The sequence below is a fragment of the Mycobacterium sp. ML4 genome, from assembly GCF_054515735.1.
The window spans coordinates 335,588-358,532 of the sequence record NZ_JBTNSY010000002.1 but is presented as its reverse complement, the minus strand read 5'-3'; the positions used below and the strand labels follow the sequence as shown (position 1 = coordinate 358,532).

The 22,945-nt window shown below is 66.9% G+C and carries 21 protein-coding genes; 8 read left to right on the top strand and 13 right to left on the bottom strand.

The features are described 5' to 3' along the window. Positions 1-21: 21 nt before the first annotated feature. Together fadD6 and ACX9NE_RS03685 are read right to left on the bottom strand one after the other, a co-directional pair. Positions 22-1,794 (bottom strand): long-chain-acyl-CoA synthetase FadD6, encoded by a 1,773-nt coding sequence (fadD6, locus tag ACX9NE_RS03690; RefSeq protein WP_459359751.1) that lies wholly within the window; start codon positions 1,792-1,794, stop codon positions 22-24. A gap of 16 nt (positions 1,795-1,810) precedes the next feature. Then, on the bottom strand, positions 1,811-2,389 hold the full coding sequence (locus ACX9NE_RS03685) for a TIGR00730 family Rossman fold protein (RefSeq protein ID WP_459359752.1): 579 nt from the start codon (positions 2,387-2,389) through the stop codon (positions 1,811-1,813). A 64-nt stretch (positions 2,390-2,453) separates the two neighbouring features. Between ACX9NE_RS03685 and ACX9NE_RS03680 the strand changes: the two genes are divergently transcribed. After that, positions 2,454-4,592 carry an AAA family ATPase gene (locus tag ACX9NE_RS03680; protein WP_459359753.1) on the top strand — a complete coding sequence of 713 codons (2,139 nt, stop codon included), beginning with the start codon at positions 2,454-2,456 and terminating at the stop codon, positions 4,590-4,592. Here the strand turns inward: ACX9NE_RS03680 and dapE are convergent. Next, the gene (dapE, locus tag ACX9NE_RS03675; protein WP_459359754.1) at positions 4,589-5,653 is read right to left on the bottom strand and encodes a succinyl-diaminopimelate desuccinylase; all 1,065 of its coding nucleotides are present in this window, start codon (positions 5,651-5,653) and stop codon (positions 4,589-4,591) included. The genes ACX9NE_RS03680 and dapE overlap by 4 nt on opposite strands. Positions 5,654-5,745: 92 nt before the next feature. Here dapE and dapD point away from each other — a divergent pair, with 92 nt between their 5' ends. After that, positions 5,746-6,699, top strand: a complete 954-nt coding sequence (gene dapD, locus ACX9NE_RS03670; RefSeq protein ID WP_459359755.1) for a 2,3,4,5-tetrahydropyridine-2,6-dicarboxylate N-succinyltransferase — start codon at positions 5,746-5,748, stop codon at positions 6,697-6,699. Here the strand turns inward: dapD and ACX9NE_RS03665 are convergent. Further along, positions 6,660-7,973, bottom strand: a complete 1,314-nt coding sequence (locus ACX9NE_RS03665; RefSeq protein WP_459359756.1) for an MFS transporter — start codon at positions 7,971-7,973, stop codon at positions 6,660-6,662. The genes dapD and ACX9NE_RS03665 overlap by 40 nt on opposite strands. Before the next feature lie 102 nt (positions 7,974-8,075). Next, a complete protein-coding gene (locus ACX9NE_RS03660) occupies positions 8,076-8,576 on the bottom strand; it encodes a MarR family winged helix-turn-helix transcriptional regulator (protein ID WP_459359757.1) in 501 nt (166 codons plus the stop codon). A gap of 80 nt (positions 8,577-8,656) precedes the next feature. Here ACX9NE_RS03660 and ACX9NE_RS03655 point away from each other — a divergent pair, with 80 nt between their 5' ends. Beyond that, a complete protein-coding gene (locus tag ACX9NE_RS03655; RefSeq protein WP_459359758.1) occupies positions 8,657-8,902 on the top strand; it encodes a hypothetical protein in 246 nt (81 codons plus the stop codon). A 69-nt stretch (positions 8,903-8,971) separates the two neighbouring features. Here the strand turns inward: ACX9NE_RS03655 and ACX9NE_RS03650 are convergent, their stop codons facing one another. Both ACX9NE_RS03650 and ACX9NE_RS03645 read right to left on the bottom strand, forming a co-directional pair. Further along, the gene (locus tag ACX9NE_RS03650; RefSeq protein WP_459359759.1) at positions 8,972-10,159 is read right to left on the bottom strand and encodes a PPE family protein; all 1,188 of its coding nucleotides are present in this window, start codon (positions 10,157-10,159) and stop codon (positions 8,972-8,974) included. A 20-nt stretch (positions 10,160-10,179) separates the two neighbouring features. Then, positions 10,180-10,479: a PE family protein gene (locus ACX9NE_RS03645; RefSeq protein WP_459359760.1), complete on the bottom strand. Its 300-nt coding sequence runs from the start codon at positions 10,477-10,479 to the stop codon at positions 10,180-10,182. A 489-nt stretch (positions 10,480-10,968) separates the two neighbouring features. On the opposite strand from ACX9NE_RS03645, the gene ACX9NE_RS03640 reads away from it, so the two are divergent. Beyond that, positions 10,969-12,222, top strand: a complete 1,254-nt coding sequence (locus ACX9NE_RS03640; RefSeq protein WP_459359761.1) for an Rv1453 family transcriptional regulator — start codon at positions 10,969-10,971, stop codon at positions 12,220-12,222. Positions 12,223-12,225: 3 nt separating this feature from the next. Here ACX9NE_RS03640 and ACX9NE_RS03635 read toward each other — a convergent pair whose 3' ends face one another. The 6 genes from ACX9NE_RS03635 to ACX9NE_RS03610 form a co-directional block, all read right to left on the bottom strand. Continuing rightward, on the bottom strand, positions 12,226-13,629 hold the full coding sequence (locus ACX9NE_RS03635) for an acyl-CoA synthetase (RefSeq protein ID WP_459359762.1): 1,404 nt from the start codon (positions 13,627-13,629) through the stop codon (positions 12,226-12,228). A 10-nt stretch (positions 13,630-13,639) separates the two neighbouring features. After that, positions 13,640-14,389: an esterase/lipase family protein gene (locus ACX9NE_RS03630; protein WP_459360051.1), complete on the bottom strand. Its 750-nt coding sequence runs from the start codon at positions 14,387-14,389 to the stop codon at positions 13,640-13,642. A gap of 65 nt (positions 14,390-14,454) precedes the next feature. Continuing rightward, complete coding sequence (locus ACX9NE_RS03625; protein WP_459359763.1) at positions 14,455-15,363, bottom strand: alpha/beta fold hydrolase; 909 nt, start codon at positions 15,361-15,363, stop codon at positions 14,455-14,457. A gap of 114 nt (positions 15,364-15,477) precedes the next feature. Next, positions 15,478-15,687: a hypothetical protein gene (locus tag ACX9NE_RS03620; protein ID WP_459359764.1), complete on the bottom strand. Its 210-nt coding sequence runs from the start codon at positions 15,685-15,687 to the stop codon at positions 15,478-15,480. 17 nt (positions 15,688-15,704) lie between these two features. Then, positions 15,705-17,966, bottom strand: a complete 2,262-nt coding sequence (locus ACX9NE_RS03615) for a CaiB/BaiF CoA transferase family protein (RefSeq protein ID WP_459359765.1) — start codon at positions 17,964-17,966, stop codon at positions 15,705-15,707. Beyond that, positions 17,963-19,429, bottom strand: a complete 1,467-nt coding sequence (locus ACX9NE_RS03610) for an aldehyde dehydrogenase family protein (RefSeq protein WP_459360052.1) — start codon at positions 19,427-19,429, stop codon at positions 17,963-17,965. The genes ACX9NE_RS03615 and ACX9NE_RS03610 overlap by 4 nt, the downstream gene beginning before the upstream one ends. Positions 19,430-19,596: 167 nt before the next feature. Here ACX9NE_RS03610 and ACX9NE_RS03605 point away from each other — a divergent pair, with 167 nt between their 5' ends. Genes ACX9NE_RS03605 through ACX9NE_RS03590 form a run of 4 tightly spaced genes read left to right on the top strand, consistent with a single transcriptional unit; the run spans position 19,597 to position 22,943 of the window. Further along, a complete protein-coding gene (locus tag ACX9NE_RS03605) occupies positions 19,597-20,799 on the top strand; it encodes a cytochrome P450 (protein WP_459360053.1) in 1,203 nt (400 codons plus the stop codon). Between the two features lie 4 nt (positions 20,800-20,803). Continuing rightward, entirely contained in the window at positions 20,804-22,006 is a 1,203-nt protein-coding gene (locus tag ACX9NE_RS03600) for an acyl-CoA dehydrogenase family protein (RefSeq protein WP_459359766.1), read from the top strand. Continuing rightward, complete coding sequence (locus ACX9NE_RS03595; RefSeq protein WP_459359767.1) at positions 22,003-22,545, top strand: FAS1-like dehydratase domain-containing protein; 543 nt, start codon at positions 22,003-22,005, stop codon at positions 22,543-22,545. The genes ACX9NE_RS03600 and ACX9NE_RS03595 overlap by 4 nt, the downstream gene beginning before the upstream one ends. Further along, complete coding sequence (locus ACX9NE_RS03590; protein WP_459359768.1) at positions 22,545-22,943, top strand: Zn-ribbon domain-containing OB-fold protein; 399 nt, start codon at positions 22,545-22,547, stop codon at positions 22,941-22,943. The genes ACX9NE_RS03595 and ACX9NE_RS03590 overlap by 1 nt, the downstream gene beginning before the upstream one ends. The last annotated feature ends 2 nt before the right edge of the window (positions 22,944-22,945 follow it).

Below are 22,945 nucleotides of genomic sequence, written 5' to 3'. Positions count from 1 at the left end.
GTCGCGCGCCGTCCCAGGCTTTCAGCCCTGCGGTCGCTTCCCGGCGGCCACTTCCCCGGGATATTCGTCGTAGAACGTCACATAGCCTTCTTTGCGGCCCGCCAGCACGTACAGCGGGTCCTCGACATCGGATCCGTACGCCTGCTTGCGCAGCTCCACCTTGCGGCTCTTGAACGTGGTGGTGTGTTCCAGGGATTCGACCAGCCGCACGAAGAGCGGCAACGCATAGGCGGGCAGCTTGTCGTACACCGCACGGGCCAGGGACTGCCCGTCAAACTCCCTGCCCTCGCGCAACTTGATGGCGGCCATGCCGGCCCGCCCACCGGTGTCGGGCACCTCGACTCCGAAGACCGTGCACTCTTCGACATTGGGATCTGTCGCCACCGCGGCCTCGACCTGGGTAGTGGCGACGTTCTCGCCCTTCCACCGGAAGGTGTCACCCAACCGGTCGACGAAGGCCGCGTGGAACAAGCCCTGCGGGCTCATCACATCACCGGTGTTGAACCAGCAGTCGCCCTCTTTGAAAGCGTTGCGCACCAACTTCTTTTCGCTTGCCGACTTGTCGGTGTAGCCGTCGAACGGCTGCAGCCGGTTGACCGGACTGAGCAACAGGCCGGGCTCGCCGGCGGGCACCCGGCGCACCCGCCCGGCCGCATCGCGCACGGGCTCACCGGTGTCCGGATCGTATTCGACGTAGGCCAGCGGCATCGGCGAAATCCCGGTGCTGCGAGGCACATTGAAGATGTTGATGAACGCGGTGGTGCCTTCGCTGGCGGCATAAAACTCGCAAACACGTTCGATGCCAAAGCGTTTGGTGAATTGGTCCCAGATGTCCGGGCGCAGGCCGTTGCCGGCGATCACGCGGATCTGGTGCTTGCGGTCGGTCGGCTTGGCCGGCTGGTTGAGCAGGTAGCGGCAGACCTCGCCGATGTAGATGAACGCGGTGGCACGGGCCTCGATCACCTCGTCCCAGAACCGCGACGCCGAGAAGGACTTGCCCAGCGCCAGCGTCGCGCCGGAGTTGATCACCGACGACACCGCGACCGTCAGCGCGTTGTTGTGATAGAGCGGCAGGCAGCTGTACAGCGTGTCGGAACTCTTCAACCGCAGCCCCAGGCCGCCGAACGCGCCGAGCGCCTTGAGCCAGCGGTAGTGCGTCATCACGCTGGCCTTCGGATATCCGGTGGTGCCGGAGGTGAAGATGTAGAAGGCGGTGTCCCTCGCCCGCACCGTGGTCGCTGACGCCGGGTTGGTGGCGGGGGCAGCGGCGGCGAACCGCGCCAGGTCTTCCACCGTCAGCACGTCACCCGCCGAACCGCCGGATTCGCTGACGGCACTGACCAGGTCGGATTCCGCGATGAGCACCTTGGCATCCAGCAAACCCAGGCTGTGCGCCAGGACGTCGCCGCGCTGGTGGTAGTTGAGCATGCCGGCCACCGCGCCGCACTTGACGACGGCCAGCATCGTCAGTACCGCGTTAGGCGAGTTGCGCAGCATGATGCCGACGACGTCGCCCGGCCCGACCCCGCGCGCGGCCAACGCGGCGGCGTACCGGTTGGCGGTGGCGTTGGCTGCACGGTAGGTGAGCTCCTGATCTCCGAACCGCAAGAAGATCCGGTCGGCGTAGCGAGCGGCCCGGTCCTGGAACACCGACGCGATCGACGTCCTGGAGCTGGGCCGGGCCAGCAGGCCGCCGACCCCGCGCGCGATCGACGGCGCATCGGCGATGAGTCCGGGCACCCGCAGTGCGATATCGGTCAGCTTGACTCGCGCGCGTGCGTGTTGATCGGACACGTGATCCCTCGCTTCGTTAGTACCCGCTTGGCCGGTCGAAATCGGGTGCGCAAACTTCTAGCGCCTCGCCGACCTTATCGACCACAACCAGCCGATCGACGGCGGCCTGTGAGATGTAGCCGCTGTCAACCAGTCCGTAAACCCAAGCGCGCACGACGTCGTAGTGGCCCCAGGGGTCCAGCAGCACAATGGGCTTGTCGTGTTCCCCGAGATACCCCTCGGTCCATGCGCTCAGCAGTTCGTCGAGGGTGCCGACACCCCCCGGCAATGCGATGAACGCGTCAGCCCTTTCTTCCATGACCTGTTTGCGCTCGCGCAAGGTGCTCGTGACGATCAGTTCGTCTGAGTCGTGGTCGGCCAATTCACGGTCCAGCAGCATCGTGGGAATCACGCCGATGGTCCAACCGCCGTGGGCCCGTGCCGCCGAGGCCACCGCACCCATCGCCGACACGTGACCGCCGCCCCACACCAGCGTCCAGCCCCGTTCGGCAATGGCGGCACCGACCGAGGCGGCGAGCTCCAGCAACTCAGGATGTGTCGGTGAAGCGGCACAGTAGACCGCGACCGTCCACTGGGCGCCGCTCGCGGGAGACATATCCGAAAACGTAGACCAACCCTGCAGAGGCCGCGTAACGAACGCGGGCCATAGACTCCCAACGGTGCCGATTCGTTGGAACGTCCCCCAGCACACAGTCGCGCTGCAGCGGCTGACGACAGCTCTTTCCGACACGGGTGGGGCTGTCGTGCTCGGACCCGACGGCGTCGGTAAATCCACCTTGGCGCGCTTGGCGGCCGAGGAGTTCTGCGGACATCACCCGACCACCAAAACCCGCTGGGTCATCGGCACCCCGGCCGAACGCGTCGTGCCGTTCGGCGCGTTCGGCCACCTAATCGACTTTCTGGGCTGGGGGGCCGACATCGGCAAGCCGGCCGCGTTGCTGCGCGCCGCCCGCACCTCGCTCACCCGCGCGGCCGAACAGGGCGATCTGCTACTCATCGTCGATGAGGCACACGACCTGGACATCCTGTCGGCAACGCTGGTGTACCAGTTGGCCCTCACGCGCGCAGCCCGCATGATCGTCACCGCCCGTGCCGAGGCGGCGCCGGCGGCGATCGCGGCGTTGTGGACCGACGGCCTGCTGGACCGGATCGAGCTGGAGCCGCCCGGTGGGGTGACGACAGCGGCCGAGGTCGACGAGTTCCTCACCGAGTTGCCGAGTCCGGCGCGCTCGGTGGTGGAGTTCCTGTCCATCCTGGAGCCGCTCACGCTGGACGATTTGAACGCTCTGGCCGGCGACGGCGCGGTGAGCCAGGCCGAGGAGTTGGGGGCCGCCGAGACTCGAATCCGCAACCATGAAGACCAGCGCCCGGTGGTCTACACCGCGCACCCGCTGTTCGCCGTGCGCGCACGTGCGCTCATGGGCGCCGACGGGACGCGACGACGACGCACTGAGGTGGTGAGGCTGCTGACACAGCATCCGTCAGAACACCTCAGCGACCGGCTCCGCCTGGCGTCCCTGGCTCTTGACTGCGACGTCCCGCAACCGGTCAACGAGGTCACGGCGGCCGCACAGCAGGCGCTGCGGCTGGGCGATTTGCGGCTTGCCGAGCGATTGGCGCGCGCGGCAGTGGATCGGTCCGGCGGACTTGATGCCCGCCTGGTGCTGGGCCAGGCGCTTGCCTGGCAGGGGCGGGGGCGTGAGGCCGGTGCCGTGCTCGCGGCGGTGGATTCCGCCGACTTGACCGAAAGCGAGCTCATGGCATGGGCAGTGCCGCGGGCAGCCAACCAGTTCTGGATGCTGGGCGAGCCCGAACGTGCCACAGCCTTTTTGCAGACGACGCGAAATCGGGTCACGGAGCCCGCGGCACGCACGGTGCTGGATGCGCTAACCGCCACCTTCGCCATGAACGCCGGCAACCTGGAGCGGGCCGTCACCTTGGCGACGGACGTGCTCTCCCGACCCTCCGTCGACGACATGGCCGTTGCGTGGGCAGCAAGCGCCGCCGCGTTGTCGTCGGCGCGGATGGGCCGGTTCGACACAGTGCAGTCGATGGCCGAAAAAGCCACCGCAGCGGAGCATCCCGGGCTGCTGCGGTTCACGGTGGGACTCGGTCAGATCACGTCGCTGCTGATGTCCGGTGAGGTCGCCCAGGCACAGACGCTGGCGCAGCAGTTCACCGACTTCGCGGAATTGCAGCAGCCCGGCCGGGCCATCGGCGAGGTGCTGCTGGCTTACGTGCTCCTCACTAAAGGCGAATTCGACACTGCCGCAGCGATTTTGGAGCCCGCCGCCGCAGAACTCGAGCGCACCGGCTACTCCTGGGGCCCGTTGTCACTGATGTTGCTGGCGACGGCGATCGCCCGCCAGGGCGACCTCCCCGGCTCGGCAAAAGCGTTGCGCCGCGCAGAATCGCGGCACGGCACCAAGTCGGCGCTGTTCGCTCCCGAACTCGGGATGGCACGCGCCTGGACCAGGGCCACCGCGCGCGACCATACCGGTGCCGTCGCCGCGGCGCGCGAGGCGGCCCGTGCCGCCGAGCGATCCGGCCAATCGGCGGTGGCATTGCTGGCCTACCACGACGCGATTCGACTGGGTGACCGGCGAGCGGCGGACCCGATTACCCGCTTGGCGACCAAAATCGATTGTGCCGTAACCAACATGGTTGTCAGGCATGCGAACGCGCTGGTCGCCGGCGACGCGGCCGCCTTGGGGGTGGTGGCTGACGAACTGGCCGCAACCGGGATGCATGCCGCGGCTGCGGATGCGCTCGCGCAAGCCCGACGACTCCAACGCTAACCGCTCAGATACTTGCGCAGCATGTCCGCCGCGGCGGTGATCTGAGCAACCGGCACCCGTTCGTCGCGGCGATGCGCCAGATTCGGGTCGCCGGGGCCGTAGTTCAGCGCCGGGACACCGCGCGCGGCGAACCGCGAGACGTCGGTCCATCCGTACTTCGCCCGAACCTGGCCCCCCGCCGCCTGCAGCAGGGACTTGGCGGCCGGTGCCGACAGACCGGGCATCGCCCCGGCTGCGGAATCTGTCAATTCGATGGACACGTCCAGCCCGCCGAACACCTCCTGGACATGCTGCAGTGCGGCCTGGGGTGAGCGGTCCGGCGCGAAGCGGAAGTTGACCGTGACCGAGGCGGCATCCGGTATGACGTTCCCGGCGACGCCGCCGTCGACCCGTACCGCCGAAAGCCCCTCGCGATACACGCAGCCGTCGATGTCGATGCTGCGTGCCTGATACGCCGCCAGCCGGTCCAGCACCGCGCCGAGCTTGTGAATCGCGTTGTCGCCCAACCAGGATCGTGCCGAATGTGCGCGAGTTCCCGCGGCGCTGACGACCACGCGCAAAGTCCCTTGGCAACCCGCTTCGATGAAACCTCCGGTGGGCTCGCCCAAGATAGCGACGTCGGCCGACAGCCAGTCCGGCAGCTCGCGCTCAAGGCGGCCCAAACCATTTGCGGCCGAATCGATCTCCTCGCAGTCATAGAACACCAACGTCAGGTCGTACGCCGGTTCGGCGACGGTGGCGGCCAGATGAAGGAAAACGGCGTCGCCGGATTTCATGTCCGAGGTACCGCAGCCGTACAGGTCACCGTTCTCGATCCTGCTGGGCAGGTTGCCGGCCACCGGGACGGTGTCCAGGTGCCCGGCCAGCAGCACTCGCGCCGGCCTGTCCAGCGCCGTGCGGGCAAGCACGGCGTTGCCGTTGCGGACGATTTCGAAGCCGGTGGTCTGGGCCTGCAGCGCGGCCGCCACCTCGTCCGCGATGCGCGCCTCGTCCCGCGACTCGCTGGGAATATCGACCAGCGCCGCGGTCAGCTCAACAGGGTCTCCGCGCAAGTCCAGCACGGGTCTCAGCCTAGTCGGCCGAGCAGTCGCAAAATCGCATCCAGGAGGCGATCGGCATGCGATTCTGCGTCTGCTCGGCGGCCGAAGTACCCTTGTCGACCGTGACTGGAGCTGCAGGTATCGGCCTGGCGACCCTCGCCTCCGACGGATCTGTCCTGGATGTATGGTTCCCCACCCCGGAACTGACCGACTCGGAGACCACCGCGACGTCACGGCTGGCGTTGTCCGATGTGCCCGCCGAACTGGGGGCGCTCGTCGGCCGCGACGACGACCGCCAGACCGAGACGATCGCGATCCGCACCACCATCGCGTCGCTGGACGACGCGGCCACCGACGCTTACGACGCCTACCTGCGGTTGCATCTGCTCTCACACCGCCTGGTGGCACCGCATGGACTGAACGCCGGCGGATTGTTCGGGGTATTGACCAACGTGGTGTGGACCAACCGGGGCCCCTGCGCGGTCGAGGGCTTCGAGGCGGTGCGGGCGCGGCTGCGCCGACTCGGGCCGGTGACGGTGTACGGCGTGGACAAGTTCCCGAGGATGGTCGATTACGTACTGCCTTCGGGAGTGCGCATCGCCGACGCCGACCGGGTGCGACTCGGTGCCCACCTGGCCCCCGGCACGACGGTGATGCACGAGGGTTTCGTCAACTTCAACGCCGGCACCCTGGGTGCCTCGATGGTCGAAGGCCGCATCTCGGCGGGCGTCGTGGTGGGCGACGGCTCCGATATCGGTGGTGGCGCCTCCATCATGGGCACGCTGTCCGGCGGTGGCGCGCAAGTCATTTCAATTGGAAAGCGCTGCCTGCTGGGAGCAAACGCCGGTCTGGGCATCTCACTGGGTGACGACTGTGTGGTCGAGGCCGGGCTTTATATTACTGCGGGCACCAAAGTGACTATGTCCGAAGGGAATTCGGTCAAGGCCCGAGAACTCTCCGGCGGGAACAACCTACTGTTCCGGCGCAACTCGCTGACCGGTGCGGTCGAGGTGGTGTCCCGCGACGGTCAGGGTATTGCGCTCAACGAGGAATTGCACGCAAACTGAGCGGTTTTCGCCGCAGGCTCGGCGAGCGTGAGCCCTTTGGTCTCCGGCAGCAGATACGTGGCGACCAGGCTGGTCAACGCCAGAGCCGCCATCATCAGTCCGACCGCCGAGGGGCCGTAGTGCGCCGAAAGAGGACCGGCGATCAGCGGCGGCACCGCCCCGCCGACGATGCCGGCGAGATTGATCGACAGCGCGGTGCCGGTGTACCGGTAGCGCGTCGCGAACAGTTCCGGGACGAATGAGGTGACGGGCCCGAAAACGGCACCGTCGACCACGAACAGCCCGACGATTGCCACCGCGAACATGACGGTACTGCCGGAGTCGATCAGCGGCATGACCAGCAGCGACCACGGCACGCCGATGGCCCAACCCACCAGAATGACTCCCCGGCGCCCGTATCGATCGCACAGAGTCGACGCCAGCGCCGCCGACCCGCAACACGCCAACCCGCCGAGCGCACCTACCAGCAGGATGACGTTGCGCGAGTACCCGAGATGCGTGTGGGCGTAGGCGGTGAGGTAGGTGCTCGCCAGATACGCCACCCCGAAGCAACCGAGCACCGAGCCGGCGGCGAGCACGATCTCACGACGTTGCAGCCGCAGGACTTGCGCGAGTGGCGTCACCGCGACGTTCTCGAACTGCTGCTGGGCGAACACGGGGGTCTCCCCGATGTTCAGCCGCACGTACAACGCGATCGCGATCAGTACCGCGCTGAACAGAAACGGGATGCGCCATCCCCAACTCATGAACGCCGAACTTCCCTCTCCGATCGTGAAGTTCACGCCCAGGAAGGTCAGACTGGTCACCACCATCGCGATGCCGCCACCGATCACGGTGAACATGCCGTAACGCCCGCGTTTGTCGCCCGGCGCGGTTTCGGCGCTCAGCAGCGCCGAACCCGCCCACTCGCCGCCGACCGCGAAGCCCTGCAACAGCCGCAGTGTGATCAGAATCAGCGGCGCTAAGGCGCCGACGGTGGCGGAACCGGGAACCAGGCCGACCATCACGGTGGACACGGCCATGATCATCAAGGTGGCGACCAGGGTCCTCTTGCGTCCGAGCCGATCTCCGAAGTGGCCGAAAACCGCGGCGCCGACTGGGCGTGACAGGAAGGCGGTGGCGAATGTCCCCATCGAGGCGACGGTGGCCATCGTCGGACTGAGGTGCGGGAAGAAGACGGTGGGAAACACCAGTGCCGCCGCGGTGCCGTAGATGAAGAAATCGTAATATTCCACGGCCGAGCCGACCAGGCAGGACAGAGCGACCCGCCGCATAGTTGACTGACCTGCCCGGTACACAGCGACTGAGACTATGGCGTCAAACCCGCTGAACGCCGTGAACGCGCTGCGAACATACTGAATTGCGTCGTTTCTGTGTCACCACAGTTTGGGCGAGCGATACACGTTGGCGGGGTCGTAGTCGGTTCCCGTCCTGGCGACGTCGCCCACCGCGCGCAGCATTCGCTGCAGCTCAGCCAGACCCGCATCGCCGATGCGGCCGGCGATTTCGCGGTCGAGCTCGGTCGCAGCCCGCCGGCGTGCGGTCACGTATTCGAGCGCCTTCGGCGTAAGCAGCACCACCTTCTCGCGCTGGTCGGTGGTCGATGGTGTGGTCTCCAAATAGCCATCCCGGCACAGTTCGCCCACCAGCTTGCTGGCCGCCTGACGCGACACGTCGAACTGTCGCCCCATCTCCGAAATCGTCATCGGGCCCGGCTGCGCATACAGAGCGAACACGTAATTCATCGCAAAGCGCCGCTCGGCGTAACCTGCGGTTTCCATCTCGGTGTCAATCCGGTGGACGTAGCTCCACCAGGTCATGCGCAGGGCTTGACCCAGTTCGGTCTGGGGCGACCGCGGCCCCGGCTGGTCAATCACTGTTGACAACCTACCGCAGCGAACCTACAGTTCGATATTGTCAACCATAATTGACATTATCCGCAACGAAGGGAGTCGAAATGTCCAAGATCCGCACCTTGTCGGCGGGCGTGCTGTGCGCCGCCGGGCTGTCGCTGGCCGCAGCGCTGACCGGACCGGCGGTGGCCGCAGCTGCCCCCGGCCAGCCCAACGCGGGGCCGATGCACGGACCGGTCGCGCCGATGCGCCCGACCCCGCCGCCGACCCACCCGATCTACCATTACACCGATGACGTGACCCACCCGGTCTGGTCGGTCACCCACCCGTTCTGGGCACTGTTGCCCTAGCCGGTATCGGGGCGCGATGGTGTGCGCGGCACCAGCACAGCGGCGCCGCGCACCTCACGCCCCCGCGGGCTATCCGGCGGCCGGACTGCGCGGCATCACGTAGGCGCGGGGCGGGACGCGTAGCGCGTTGCTCAGGCTCATGCCGCTTCCGGACCTGCCGCCGAGCTGGCCCATCGGTAGCCCGCCCGGCATGTGCTCCGGCGCATGTTCAGCGGCACCGGCCACGTTGGTCAGTGCACGGGCAGCCGGTGTGACTGCCTGGTTTGCCGTGGCCCAGCTCTTGGGGACCGACAGTTCACCGACCGACGCAGCCCGCCCCAGTGTTGCGGCAACCCCGGCACCGCCTGGAGAACCCACCGCGTTACCTAGCGCGGCCGCGGATTGCGCCGCGTTTTCGGCCGCACCCTGTACCGCCTTGGCCGCAGCGGGCGCCATCCCCCGTATCAGCGAACTCGCCGTATTGGTCATCGAGACCTCGGAATTGAGCATCGATACGTGGTTGTTGACCATCGACACGATGTTGCTGATTGGCGACAGGTGAGGGGTAATGGCTTTCCATCTCTCGCTCAGCCACGACATCTGTGAAGAGCCTTGCTGGGCCGGGGCACCCACCTGCGCCGGGGCCGCCAGCTGCTGCAACGCCTGAGGCACGTCGGACATCAGCTGCGAAGCGGCGGCGGATTCTGTCGCCTGCTCGACGGCGACCGACTGCTCCGCGACGCCGCCTGCGCTGGTGATCTCCGGGGCCTCCTCGAACATTGTCAGCGTCTCGGCCGCGGCCGCCGCGGTGCCGGCGTAGCCGTACATCGCAGCGGCATCCTGGGCCCACATCTCGCTGTACTCGGCCTCGGCGAGCGCGATCGCCGGGGTGTTCTGACCGAAAAGGTTGGTTGCGATCAGCACCATCAACCGGGTGCGGTTCTCGGTGATCGCGACCGGCGGCACGGTCATTGCGAACGCCGCCTCGAACGCTGCCGCGGTGGTCCTGATCTGGTTGGCGGTCAACTCGGCCTGTGCAGCGGTGACGTTGACCCACGCCAGGTACGGCGACGACGCGGCAACCATCAATGCGGCCGAGGAACCGACCCACGGCCCGACCGTCAGCCCCCAGACCACCGATCGCACCGAGGATGCCGCCGAATACAGATCGACGGCCAGGCCTTCCCACATTTCCGCAGCGACCAGCAGCGAGCCGGCGCCGGGGCCGGTGTACATCCTCCCGGAGTTGACCTCCGGTGGTAATGCGCCGAAATCCATGTCGTTAGACCCCTATCGCCTCAGAGGGCGGCTGCCGCGTTGGCGGCTTCGGTGATCGCGTAGGAGCCGGCACTGGTGGCAAGGGTGGCTACGAACTGCTCGTAGATCGCGGCGGCTCTGGCACCAACCGCTTGATACATCGCCGCGTGACTGGCGAACTGCGCTGCGGCGAGCAATGACACCTCGTCGGCGGCTGGTGGGAGGACTCCCGTCGTGGGTGCGGCGGCAGCCGCGTTGCTCGCGTTGGTGGCAGCTCCGATGCTCTGCAGAACATCGGCGGCCGCGGCCAGCATCTCCGGTTGTGCGGTCACGAATGACATGCGCTCAAGCTCCTTCAGGGATTTGTTGGCTGTGGTGATCGTCACTGACTGCGTTGGTGGTGACGGACTGACGCCAATGATCGACGGGCGGGCGGCGGCCGCGATAGGCCAATAAATCTCAATCACTGTGCGCCGAAGTGCACTGTGCACCCCGCGACACACCGGTCGGGTGTTTCTCACCAATCGGCGCTTCAGGACGGTGCATATTGCACACATCAACTCTCAGCATATGCATCTGTTGCCGGCCGCCATAGTGCGCTACCATCCGCCGATTCGACCTATTGCGCTGTGCTGCAAGTCATTCAATGCACCGGCTGAGGTTGTGGTATGTACGCGCTGATGCGGCCACCAGAATCTGATTCGGCTTCGGCGCGCCCCTCCCCCGCTCATCGTCCTGTTCCGAATACGCATGGGCCACTTGCGGTTAAATCCCGCCGAACAGTCCGAACAAAAAGTGCGGTCCCAGCGGCCGGGCATTAAAATCAGCGCGTGGCATGGCAAAAACCCTCGCCGCGCATCCGTGAGCTCATCCGCGAGGGAGCGCGTCTTGCCCTGAACCCGGGCCCGGAGTGGATCGAGCAACTCGACCGCGCCACCATCGCAGCCAACCCCGCCGTTGCCGCCGACCCGGTGCTCGCGAAGGTCATCCAGAAGGCCAACCGGGCCAACCTGGTGCATTGGGCGGCAGCCAACATGCGCGATCCCGGTGCTCCGGTGCCGGCGAACCTCGGCACCGAACCCCTCCGCATGGCGCGGGATCTGGTGCGCCGCGGACTGGACGCGCTGGCACTCGACATCTATCGAATCGGTGAGTACATGGCGTGGCGGTTGTGGATGTCGATCGCCTTCGACCTCACCTCGGATCCCGACGAGCTGCGGGAGTTGCTCGACGTGTCGGCGAAGTCCGTCAACGAGTTCATCGAGGCCACGCTGGCCGGCATTGCCGCACAGGTACAGCGGGAGCACGACGAGCTGACCAGGGGCACGCACGCCGAACGCCTCGAAGTGGTCGGGCTCATCATCGACGGTGCGCCGATGAGTCGCGACCGCGCCGAGGCGCGGCTGGGCTACGCACTGGCCCGCCACCACACGGCCGCCATCATCTGGAGCGACGAGTTCGACGGCGACCACAGTGATCTCGACCGCGCCGCCGATGCCTTCTGCCGCGCAGTAGGTTCGGCGCGACCGCTGACTGTGGTCGGCGGGCTCGCCAGCCGGTGGGTGTGGGTGGCCGACGCCCAGGGGCTTGACATCGACGACGTCCGCGCCGCGGTAGCCGACACGCCAGGCGTGCGCATCGCCGTCGGAACCAGTGCATTCGGACTCGAGGGGTTCCGCCGCAGCCACCTCGAGGCACTGACCACCCAGCGCACGCTGGCCCGTCTGCAGTCAGATCAGCGCGTGGCATTCTTCGCCGATGTGCAGGTGGTCGCGCTGATCACCCAAAATCCGGACGCTGCCCGCGAGTTCGTCACCAGCACGCTAGGTGATCTGGAGTCGGCCAGCCAGGAGCTGCACACCACGCTGCTGGCTTTCATCAACGAACAGTGCAACGCCTCCCGGGCCGCGAAGCGCCTCAACACGCACCGCAACACGTTGCTGCGCAGACTCGAGTCCGCGCAACGCCTGCTGCCGAGACCCCTCGATCACACGTCGGTGAACGTGGCGGTCGCGCTGGAGACAGTGCAATGGCGGGGCACCAAGAACCACAAAAGCGGTCGTGACAACAGCATGCCGGCCTGATCCTCAGCCGTCGGTCAGCAGCTGTTTCTTGAGCACCTTGCCCAGCGCGTTGCGCGGCAAAGACTCGACGAACCGCACCTCGCGTGGCCGCTTGTGGACCGAAAGTTGTTGCGCGACATAGTTGATCAACTCGTCAGGGTCAGCAGAGCCGACGACGTACGCGACGATCCGCTGCCCCAGGTCCTCATCGGGGGGTCCGACCACGGCCACCTCGTCCACGCCCGGATGCCCGAGCAGTACCGTCTCGATTTCACCCGCACCGATCCGGTATCCACCCGACTTGATCAGGTCGACGGATTCGCGCCCGACGATTCGGTGCATACCGCCGTCGTCGACGACCGCGACGTCTCCGGTGCGATACCAGCCTTCGGGGTCGAACGCCTCGGCGGTTGCCTCGGGCCGGTTCAAGTACCCGTCGAACAAAGTGGGACCCCGAACCAGAAGCTTGCCAACGGTTTCCGCGTCATGGGGCACCGCTTGGCCGTGGTCGTCGATCAGCCGTGTCTGCACGCCCGCCAGCGGTAGACCCACCCAGCCTGGGCGCCGTTCCCCGTCGGCGCGGGTCGAGAGGGTGATCAGCGATTCCGAGGTGCCGTACCGTTCGATGGGCCGGTGCCCGGTCAACCGCTCGAGGCGCTCGAACACCGGCACCGGCAGGGCGGCGCTACCGGACACCAGCAACCGCGCCGGCCGTAGCGCCTCGGCGGCAGCGGCATCGGCCACCACCCGCGACCACACCGTCGGGACCCCGAAATACAGCGTGCCTCTTGCGGCCGCGTAGCCGGCAGGCGTGGGTTTTCCGGTGTGCACGAAGCGATTTCCCACCCGCAGCGAACCGAGCAAGCCGAGCACCAGGCCGTGGACGTGATAGAGCGGCAGACCGTGCACCAACACGTCGTCGGGGGTCCACTGCCAGGCTTCGGCCAACGCGTCCAGGTCGGCGGCAATCGCCCGCCGACTGACCTGAACGCCTTTGGGCAACCCCGTCGTGCCCGAGGTGTAGACCACCATGGCCACCGAGTCCGGTGACGGTTCGGGATAGCGGTGCCAGGACCGCGCGTGCAGACGAACCGGAATGTGCGGCAAGCCTTCCGGGTCCTCGGGAACCGGTCCGAGCCACGCCTGGGCCCCCGAATCGGTGAGCATGTGGCGACGTTCGGCGACCCCGACGTCGGCAGGCACCGGGACCACGGGCACCCCCGCGATCAGGCAGCCGGTGACCGCGAGCACCGTCGCTGCCGTCGGACTGGCCAGCACCGCGACGTTATGCGCGCCGGCCACCCGTTCGGCCACCGACGTCGCGGCGCCGATCAGATCACTGCGGCTGAGTGTGAACCCGTCGATGCGCACCGCGTCGGGGATGTCGGCGGCGGTCGCGGCCGCGGGATTCAGCGAGGTCAGCAGCACGCCAGAGACGCTACCCGTGCGGCGTGGGGAATAGCGGGCGCAGTGCCGCCGGCGGCCGGAACGGGGTCCAGGTGCCGGCCGGCTGAGCCAAACGATCCGCGATCGCCCAGATGGTGGCCGGATGATGGCCGTAACCGATGTGGCTGCTGAGCACTGCGATGTTCTCGGCGCGCTCCGACGGGGATTCGACGCAGGTCTGCCACGCCACCATCCCGTCATAGCGCGAGTAGATCGACGTCGCCGGCACCAGCAGCGGCTCGTTCTCCATCGCCAGGGGCAACTCGTATCGCTCGGCATGGATGCGGGCAAACAAGTTGAAGTGACGGGCCGCACGGGACTGGTCTTCGTGCTGCATCCGATACGGGCTGCCCAGCGTGATCACCTGACGCACCGCCGACGGATTTCGGCGGGCCAGTCCGCGGGCGAAGATGCCGCCCAGGCTCCAGCCGATCAGGCTGACCCGGGCGTCGTACCTGTCGTTCAGCTCGTCGAGCAGGGCGGACATCCCCGCCACGGCTTTGGTGGTGGGCCCGATGTTGATGCCGAGACCCCAGCCGTGCGCTCGGTACCCGAGCCGGCTCAGCAGGCGGCGGAGGGTCCATGTGGTGGCGTCACCGGCCAGCAGACCGGGCAGTACCAGGACCGGATGCCCGTCACCGGTGGGCAGTTTGCGCCGCAGCGGCAGCGCGGTGATCAACTGGCCGTACTCGACCACGGCGCGCGGGATGTCGGTAAGCCAGAGCCCCAATCCCGGGGCCATCGCGGTGGTGTGGCCCGGCGATTCGGCGCGCGCGTCGTCCAGTTCCGCGGCTTCGGCCGGCATGATCACGCCACCTCGTCCCAGACCTTCATCAAGGTGGCCAGGATCTCCTCCCCGCGACCGAGTCCGGCCAGATGGCTTTCGCCTGGCAGGTGAAACAGCTCGGCATTGGGAAGCCGCGACACGACGTGCTCCCCGTGCGAGAAGGGGATGATGTGGTCGTGGTCGCCATGCCACCAGCGCACCGGGACCGTCACCTCGCCGAGGCGAAATCCCCAATCGCGGGCGAACACGATCACATCGTTGAAGGGTGCCGCAAGCTGCTTGCGGCTGCCGTTGAGCAGGTCGTCGAGGAACATCGCCTTGAACTCGGGCCGGGTCAGCAGATGACGGTCGGCCTCGGGCGAGAGCAGGGCGTAGACGTCGAGTGCGGGCGAGGCGATCGGGCGGGCAGCCCGGATCAACAGGCTGGCGCCGACCCGCAGCGGATTACCTCCGAGCCGCAGCAACGGCGCAACCCGCAGCCCGAAGTCCATCAGGCCACCGCTGATGGCGTCCGGGCCATGCGTGGGCGCCACGCCGCCGAGCACCCCGGCGGCCACCACCCGGCCCGGCAGGCCCGCCGCGCAGGCGAGCGCGTACGGGCCACCTCCGGACAGGCCGACAACGGCCATCTTTTCGATACCCAGCGTGTCGGCGATGGCGCGCAGGTCGTCGGCGAAGGCGGAGACGGCCTCGTACTGGTAGGGGGTCGACGAGCCGATGCCGGGCCGGTCGACACCGATGAGACGGATCTTGTGGTGGTCGGCGTAGACCCGGGCCTCGGTGGGGATCTGGCGGCGCGCGCCGGGCGTGCCGTGCAACCAGAAAACTGCCCGTCCCTGCGGCGCGCCAAATTCGGCGAAGCCGATCTGCCGGTCTTCGGCGACGGCGATGCTTCCTTCGATCTTGGGGCGGGCAATCGCGACAACCATGCCGTGCAGCTTGTCATGCGGAACGGACGTGGTGCACCCCTTTGCACGGGTTTCCGCACGTGATATCAGATACACTTCCGCATCAGATGACGGATCTGCGCAGTTCAGATGTGGTCAATCGTTGGCCAGGTAGATGACGCGATACCAGCACCGCACCGATTCGTCAGCGGTGTCGCACTCCTGGATCGGGGTGGCGCCGGCCAGCCGGATGTCGGTCAGCTGCGGGTTCTGCATGCGGATGTAGTCCTCGAGCTGGGCATCCCGCGCGTCGTCGCCAAGGTCACTGTCGGCAAGCGCTTCGCCCTCGCACCTCTTCCATGTCACTCCGCCACGGTAGATCCTCAGCCATTGAGCACTCGCTCCCCGATCACCCGTTGCGTACGAAGCTCGGCAATGTCGTCGTCGGACAGTCCCAGGCCACGCAGAATCTCCGCGTTGTGCTGGCCCAGCGTGGGCGCGCCCGTACGGTGGTGGCGTGTCGGGCCGGGGGTGATGCGAAACGGCCAGCCGGGAAACCGGCGCCGTCCGGTGACGGGGTGGTCGAATTCCTCGTAGAACCGTCGGGCGTCGAGCTGAGCGAACTCGAACATCTGGTCCGCGGTGGTCAGTCGTTCGGCTGGGATGCCCTGCGCCCGAAGGCATTCGACGAGAGCGTCGGCTTCCTGGGTGCGGGTCCAGCCGGTGACGATATCGTCGAAAGTGTCGTGGCCGAGCTCGCCGGTGTCGGGTATCGACAGCGCCACCCAGACGCCGTCCTCGACGGTCGGATAGACGCCCTGCAGGTAGCCGCGCCGGCGATTGCCGTCCCGCGGCCTGACGACGCCGTTCATCGAATACTCGATCACCGGTTCAGCGGTGACGCACGCGGCGACCTCAATCTGCGCGATCTCGATCAGCTGTCCCGCGCCGGTGCGGCGCCGGTGTTCGAGGGCGGCCAGCAGTGCCACCGCCGCGTGCACTCCGACGATGGGATCGGCCGGCCCCTGCAGGTTGCACGGCGGCCCGTCGGCGTAGCCGGTGACGGCTGTCATTCCCGAGGTCTGTTCGATGTTGAGCGCCCAACCGACGTAGTCCCGCCAGGGTCCTTCCAACCCGAATCCGGGCATCCGCAACGCGATCACATCGGGCTTGATCGCCACCAGAGAGTCGTAGTCCAGGCCGAACTGCTCGACCACGCGCGGAGAGAAGTTCTCCACGACCACGTCGGCGCCGGCGGCCAGCCGGCGGGCGATCTCGCGTCCGCGCGCCGAGGTCAGGTCGACGGTGACGCCCTTCTTGTTCAGGTTGGTGGCCTGCCAGAGCGCACTGCGCTCGTACCAGTCGTCACCTTCGAACGCGAACGCACCCGAGTAGCGAAAGCCGTCGGGACGCTGAATAGACTCGACTTTGACGATGTCGGCGCCGAACGCGCCCAGATAACAGGTCAGATAGGCACCCGCCCAGAATGTACTGAGGTCCAGCACTCGCAATCCGGCAAAGGGCATCGAACCCGTTGGCGGCGAGAGAGACACCGCGGGGCCGGACCATCCTGCCCAGGCACCGAGCCGCGGCGCCGGGCCAGGTTCTGCCACAGTCATTTTCGACATCCGAAAGGGCGTGCCGGGGCGCCGGAAACCGCCTTGTTCGACGAAGAATCCGCGCGCGGCGTACTGCGGGCAGGTCAGCACGGTGGCACCGTCATTGACCGGCGCTGCCGGGATGCGCATCGCCTGGCACAATTCGACGGTGTCGGCGACGGTGCGCTCGGCGAGCAACGGCTGCGCCTTCGCGAAGAACTCGGCACGCTCCGGACCACCCAGCATGATTGCGGTCTGCTGCTCCCCGTATTCGGGCAAACCCAGCAAGGCGCACACATCCAGCCAGTGCTGTCCGGTGAGGCAGTTGATTCCCACCCACCCGTCAGCGGCTCGGACCACGCCCAGCATCGGCGCGGACCGCACCGTCGGCGGAAACCCCAGGCTGCGCATCCGCTCGGCCATCAGCATCGGGTATGGCAGCGTCGACAGCAGCGACTCGAACTCGGACACGTCGACCTGGCGGCCGCAACCGCCGACCCTCAACGCCGTCAGTGCGGCCATCGCGCCGTAGGCCCCCGCTACGTACTCCGATATCCGGGCACCGGCCTGCACCGGCGGGCGCTGCGGGTCGCGGGCGCTGATCCAGCCCGACACCGCCTGCATGGTCAGCGCGGTCGCGATGCGATCCCGCCAGGGACCGGTCTGTCCGAAGTGGGAAATGCTGAGCAGCACCAGGTTCGGATTGCCAGTCTCAGGACCAAGCCCATAGGACCGCAGTGTTCCCGGCGGCAGGTTTTCGATCAGCAGGTGTGCACCGGCGACGAGCTCGCGCGCGTCCTGCTGCCCGTCCGGCGCGGTCAGATCCACTGCCACGCAACGCTTTCCGGCGTTCAGGTACTCGAACAGGCCGCCGTGATCACCCGGCGTGTCGGCAGGGAACGGCCCCCAGCGTCGCAGCGGATCGCCGGTGGGCGGTTCGATCTTGATGACCTCTGCACCAAGGTCGACGAGAAGTTTTGCGGCGTAAGGGCCGGAAATGTGGTTGGCGATTTCGACGACGTGCAGCCCCGCGAGGGGTCCGCTCACGCGGGAACCCCGATCGCCATGGGTTCCATGTACTGGTGCACTCCGCCGATTCCGCCGCCCTCCCGGCCCAGACCGCTGAGCTTGAAGCCGCCGAACGGCGCGGCGCCGGGCCCTATCCCGTTCACCGCGATCTGCCCGGTCCGGATGCGCCTGGCAATTCCGACCGCACGCTCCACGTCGCCGCCCCAGACCGAGCCGGACAAACCGTAACGGGAGTTGTTGGCGATCGCGACCGCATCGTCATCGTCGCGGTACCGCACCACGCTCAGCACCGGCCCGAACACTTCCTCCTGGGCGATCACGGAATTCGGCTCGACGTCGGTGAGTATTGTCGGCTCGAAGTAGAACCCGGCATCCAGTCCGGCGGGCCGGCCGCCGCCCGTGGCGAGTTTGGCTCCCTCGCGCAGCGCTCCGGCGACGTGCGCTTCCACCCGGCCGCGCTGGGCTTCGCTGATCAGGGGGCCCATCTGCACGTCGAGATCGGTGGGGTCCCCGACCTTGACGTCGCGGGCCAGTGTCACCAACCGGTCGACTACCTCGTCGTGCAGGGAATCGGGCAGCAACAGCCGGCTCTGCAGAATGCAGGCCTGCCCGGAATGCATTGAGCAACAGTCGAACAGCATCCTCTCCAGCATGTCATCGGACACTGCGGCGTCGTCGAGGACAATGCAGGCCGACTTGCCACCGAGCTCGAGCAGCAGCCGCTTCAAGGTGTCCCCGGCAGCGGACATGACCTGGCGGCCGACGACGGTGCTGCCGGTGAAGCTGACCATGTCGATGCGCGGGTCGGTGGTGAGCAGCTGGGCCGCCTCGATGCCGGACGGGGTGACCACATTGATGACACCGGGCGGAAAGTCGGTGTGCTCGTCGATGATTCGCGCGAGGGCTAGTCCGGCCAGCGGTGTGAGCGGTGACGGCTTGAGGACGACGGTGTTGCCCGCGCTCAGCGCGTGGTTGAGCTTCATGACGTTGAGCAGGTGCGGGAAGTTCCATGGCGTCAGGATCGATACGACACCGAGGGGCACGTGGCGCAGCACTGTCTTTCCGGCGCCGATCCCGGTGACGGCCTCATCGGCCAATTGGGTGGCCAGTTGCGCGGCGTGCATGGACATGAACGCGGCGCCGTCGATCTGCATCATCCGCTCGTTGGCGGTGCATCCCCACTCCACCTGCGACAGAGCGAAGAAGTCGTCGGCGTACTTGCGCAGTGCGTCGCCGAGCTGGCTGAGGCAGTTGGCACGCTCCTGGGCGCTCATGGTGGCCCACGGTCCTTCGTCGAATGCCCGGCGCGCGGCGCTGATCGCGTCACCGACCTGGTTGACGCTCGCGTCCGGCGCGGTGGCGATAGTCTGCTCGGTGGCCGGCGAGATGTCGTCGTACCGACCGTCTTCGGGTTCCACCCAGTTGCCGTCGATGTACAGCTGATAGGTGTCGATCAGTTCACTGAGCGGTATTCCGGCCATCTGCTTCCTCACCCCAACGTCGGTCATCTATTTCCCTGGTGTACACCCGTCGAGACCCGGGGTCAATCATCAGCACGATGAATTGCGGTCTCTTTCAATGCGTTGTGGCCGTATTGACACGGCTGCGCGGCCCGGAGTAGACACGATTCACAGGACACTTCATGGCGATGTGTCGGACGACCGGGAGGCGCGCCGTGCTCACTGATGTCCCGCTGCACTCCCCCGATTTCTATGCCGGCGATCCGTATCCTGCCTACCGGGAACTGCGCACGACATCTCCGGTGCACTGGAATGACGTCACGAAATTCTGGGCGCTGCTGAAGTACGAGGACATTCGCTACGTCTCGAGCAACCCGGCGTTGTTCACCTCGACCAAGGGCATCTCGATACCCGACCCTGGGCTGCCGAATCCGGTACAGGACGGCAACCTCGTCTTCACCGACCCACCGCGGCACCGGCAGATGCGCAAGCTGATCAACTCCGGTTTCACCCGCCGGCGCGTCGCGGTGCTGGAGCCGAAGATCCGCGAGATCGTGCACGGCATTCTCGATCGGATCGAACCGGGTTCGGTGCACGAGTTCGCCGAAGAGATCGCCGCTCCGCTGCCCACCCGGATGATCGCCGAACTGATCGGTGCCCCCGTAGAGGATTGGGAGCAGTTCCGCGTTTGGTCGGACGCCACCACCGGCACGGCCGACCCCGAGATCGAGCTCGACGCACTCGTGGCCATCGGCCAACTCTTCGAGTACTTCCAGAAGCTCATCGCCACACGACGCGTCCAGCCGCGCGACGACCTGCTGTCAGTATTGGCCGAAGCCGAGATCGACGAGCACCGGCTCACCGACGAGGACCTCCTCAACTTCTCATTCCTGCTGTTGGTGGCGGGTAACGAGACCACCCGCAACCTCATCGCGTTGGGCACCCTCGCCCTGATCGAGCACCCCGACCAGTGCCGTCTGCTGATCGAGGACCCGACGCTGATCCCCGGTGCGGTCGAGGAGATGTTGCGCTGGACCAGCCCGGTAGTCAGCATGTCGCGCGTAGCGACCACCGACACCGAGATCCGCGGCCGGCAGATCCGGGCGGGCCAGGTGGTCACCATGCTCTATGGGTCGGCCAATCGCGACGAGGACGTCTTCGGCACCGACTCAGAAGAGTTCAAGGTGACGCGGCATCCCAACCCGCACATCGCCTTTGGTTGTGGCGAACACTCCTGCATCGGTGCACAATTGGCGCGACTGGAGACCACCGTCTTTTTCCGGGAGTTGCTGCGCCGCTATCCCCGCCTCGAATCGGCAGGCGACGTCGACCGGATGAAAGCCACCATGGTGCCCGGCGTGAAGCGGATGCCCGTGCGGCTGGGGGTCTGAGCCGGTGCATCTGGAGTACACGCCGGAGCAGGAGCGGCTGCGCGCGGAGATGCGGGCCACGCTGGAACAGGTGATGACGCCCGAGCGGGTGGCGGCGATCGGCGACAACGTCGAGGGCGCCGTCGCGGTGCGCGATTGCGTGCGCGCGCTGGCACAAGCCGGTCTGCTCGGTGTCGGCTGGCCGAAAGAATATGGTGGACAAGGTTTCTCGGCGATCGAACAGTTCATCTTCTCCGAAGAGGCCCGCCGGGTGGGCGCGCCGATCCCGTTGGTGACACTGAACACGGTGGGTCCGACGCTGATGCTTTGCGGCACCGACGAGCAGAAACAGCGCTTCCTGCCGGCCATTCTGGACGGCAGCGTCGAGTTCGCCATCGGCTACTCCGAGCCGGCGGCCGGCAGCGATCTGGCGTCGATACGCACCACCGCCGTCCGCGACGGCTCCGACTACGTGATCAACGGCCAGAAGATGTTCACCAGTGGCGCCGCCTACGCCGACTACATCTGGCTGGCCGTCCGCACCGACCCGAACGTCAAGAAACACAAAGGCATCTCGATCCTCATCGTGCCCACCTCGTCGCCCGGCTTCTCGTGGCGACCGCTGCACACCATGCCGGGCATATCCACCTACCACACGTTCTACGACAACGTCCGGGTCCCGGCGAGCGCGCTGGTGGGCGAAGAGAACCAGGGATGGCAGCTGATCACCACCCAGCTCAACTTCGAACGCGCGGCGCTGGGCACTCTCGGCGCACTGGAGCCGCTCTTCGAGAAGACCCTGCGGTGGGCCACCGACACCGAACTCGACGGCGGCCGGGTCATCGACCAGCCCTGGGTGCGGCTCGCATTGGCCCGCGTCGAGGCCCAGGTCGCCGCATACAAGCTCGTCAACCTTCGGGTCAACGCCGCGATGACCAAGGGTGTCCTGAACATGGGCGAGGCCTCGGCGGCCAAGGTGTTCGGCACCGAACTCACCCAGCAGGTCGCCCGGCAACTGCTGGAGGTGTTGGACGGCAACGGGATACGGCGCGGCGTGCAGGCGCCGCTGCGCGGCGCGCTGGAATCGGCCTACCGGCAGGCGGTGATCAACACGTTCGGTGGCGGCGCCAACGAAATTCAGCGCGACATCATCGCCATGGCCGGCCTGGGCATGCCGCGGGCGCCGCGTGATCTTCGAGCAGCCGTGAAGTCAGGAGGATCTCAGTGACAGACGCTGAGCTGCAAGCCAAGGTGCGGGCCCTGGTCGGCCAGCCCACCGGCGGCACCGGAAAGCCCCAGCTGGCGCCGGATCCGGTAAATCAGCCGATGATCCGGCATTGGGCACACGCGCTCGCCGATTTCAATCCGGTGTACCTCGACCCGGATTTCGCGGCGACGTCACGGTTCGGCGGCATCGTGTCGCCGCCGGTGATGCTGCAGACCTGGGTCATGCCGTCGCCAAAATTGGAGGGGATCGGTGAACGCGGCGGCGCTCCCGTCGAAATCAAGTCGAACCCCACGGCTTTTCTCGATGACGCCGGATACACCAGCACGGTGGCCACCAACTCCGAGTTCGAGATCGAACGTTATCCCCGGCTGGGCGACGTGATCAGCTCGACGGCGGTCTACGAGTCGGTGTCGGATGAGAAGACGACCGCGCTGGGCACCGGCTTCTTCCTCACCTGGTTGACCACCTACACCGACCAGCACGGCGAAGTGCTGGGCCGGCAGCGATTCCGGGTCCTACGATTCAAGCCGGCCAACTGATGGCCACCCGACTGCCGCCGACGATCAGCCCGGACACCGAGTTCTTCTGGAACGGGTTGCGGGACAACAAGCTGCTGATCCAGCGCTGCAGCGGCTGCGGTGCGCTGCGCCACCCGCCCCGGCCGATGTGTCCGCACTGCCGCTCACTGGAGTGGGAGGTGATCGAGTCGTCGGGCCGCGGCACCGTCTACAGCTACGTGATGCCGCACGAACCCCGGTTCCCGTTCTTCGATTACCCCTACGTCGTCGCGCTGGTGGAACTCGAGGAGGGCATCCGGGTGGTGTCCAACCTGACCGGCGTCGACCCTGCCGAGGTGAGTGTGGGAATGCCGGTCGAGGTCTACTTCCAGAGTTTCGACAACGACCTTGTGCTGCACCAGTTCCGGCCGAGCGGTTAGAG

Bases quoted from the DNA above. Each gene is read 5' to 3' on its own strand.
- ACX9NE_RS03630 (WP_459360051.1), bottom strand. From the start codon at position 14,389: ATGGCCCCGGGATTGGGGCTCTGGCTTACCGACATCCCGCGCGCCGTG.
- ACX9NE_RS03625 (WP_459359763.1), bottom strand. From the start codon at position 15,363: ATGGTTGTCGCGATTGCCCGCCCCAAGATCGAAGGAAGCATCGCCGTC.
- ACX9NE_RS03645 (WP_459359760.1), bottom strand. From the start codon at position 10,479: ATGTCATTCGTGACCGCACAACCGGAGATGCTGGCCGCGGCCGCCGAT.
- ACX9NE_RS03665 (WP_459359756.1), bottom strand. From the start codon at position 7,973: ATGCGGCGGGTCGCTCTGTCCTGCCTGGTCGGCTCGGCCGTGGAATAT.
- ACX9NE_RS03685 (WP_459359752.1), bottom strand. From the start codon at position 2,389: ATGTCTCCCGCGAGCGGCGCCCAGTGGACGGTCGCGGTCTACTGTGCC.
- ACX9NE_RS03650 (WP_459359759.1), bottom strand. From the start codon at position 10,159: ATGGATTTCGGCGCATTACCACCGGAGGTCAACTCCGGGAGGATGTAC.
- ACX9NE_RS03590 (WP_459359768.1), top strand. From the start codon at position 22,545: ATGGCCACCCGACTGCCGCCGACGATCAGCCCGGACACCGAGTTCTTC.
- ACX9NE_RS03605 (WP_459360053.1), top strand. From the start codon at position 19,597: ATGTGTCGGACGACCGGGAGGCGCGCCGTGCTCACTGATGTCCCGCTG.
- ACX9NE_RS03610 (WP_459360052.1), bottom strand. From the start codon at position 19,429: ATGGCCGGAATACCGCTCAGTGAACTGATCGACACCTATCAGCTGTAC.
- ACX9NE_RS03655 (WP_459359758.1), top strand. From the start codon at position 8,657: ATGTCCAAGATCCGCACCTTGTCGGCGGGCGTGCTGTGCGCCGCCGGG.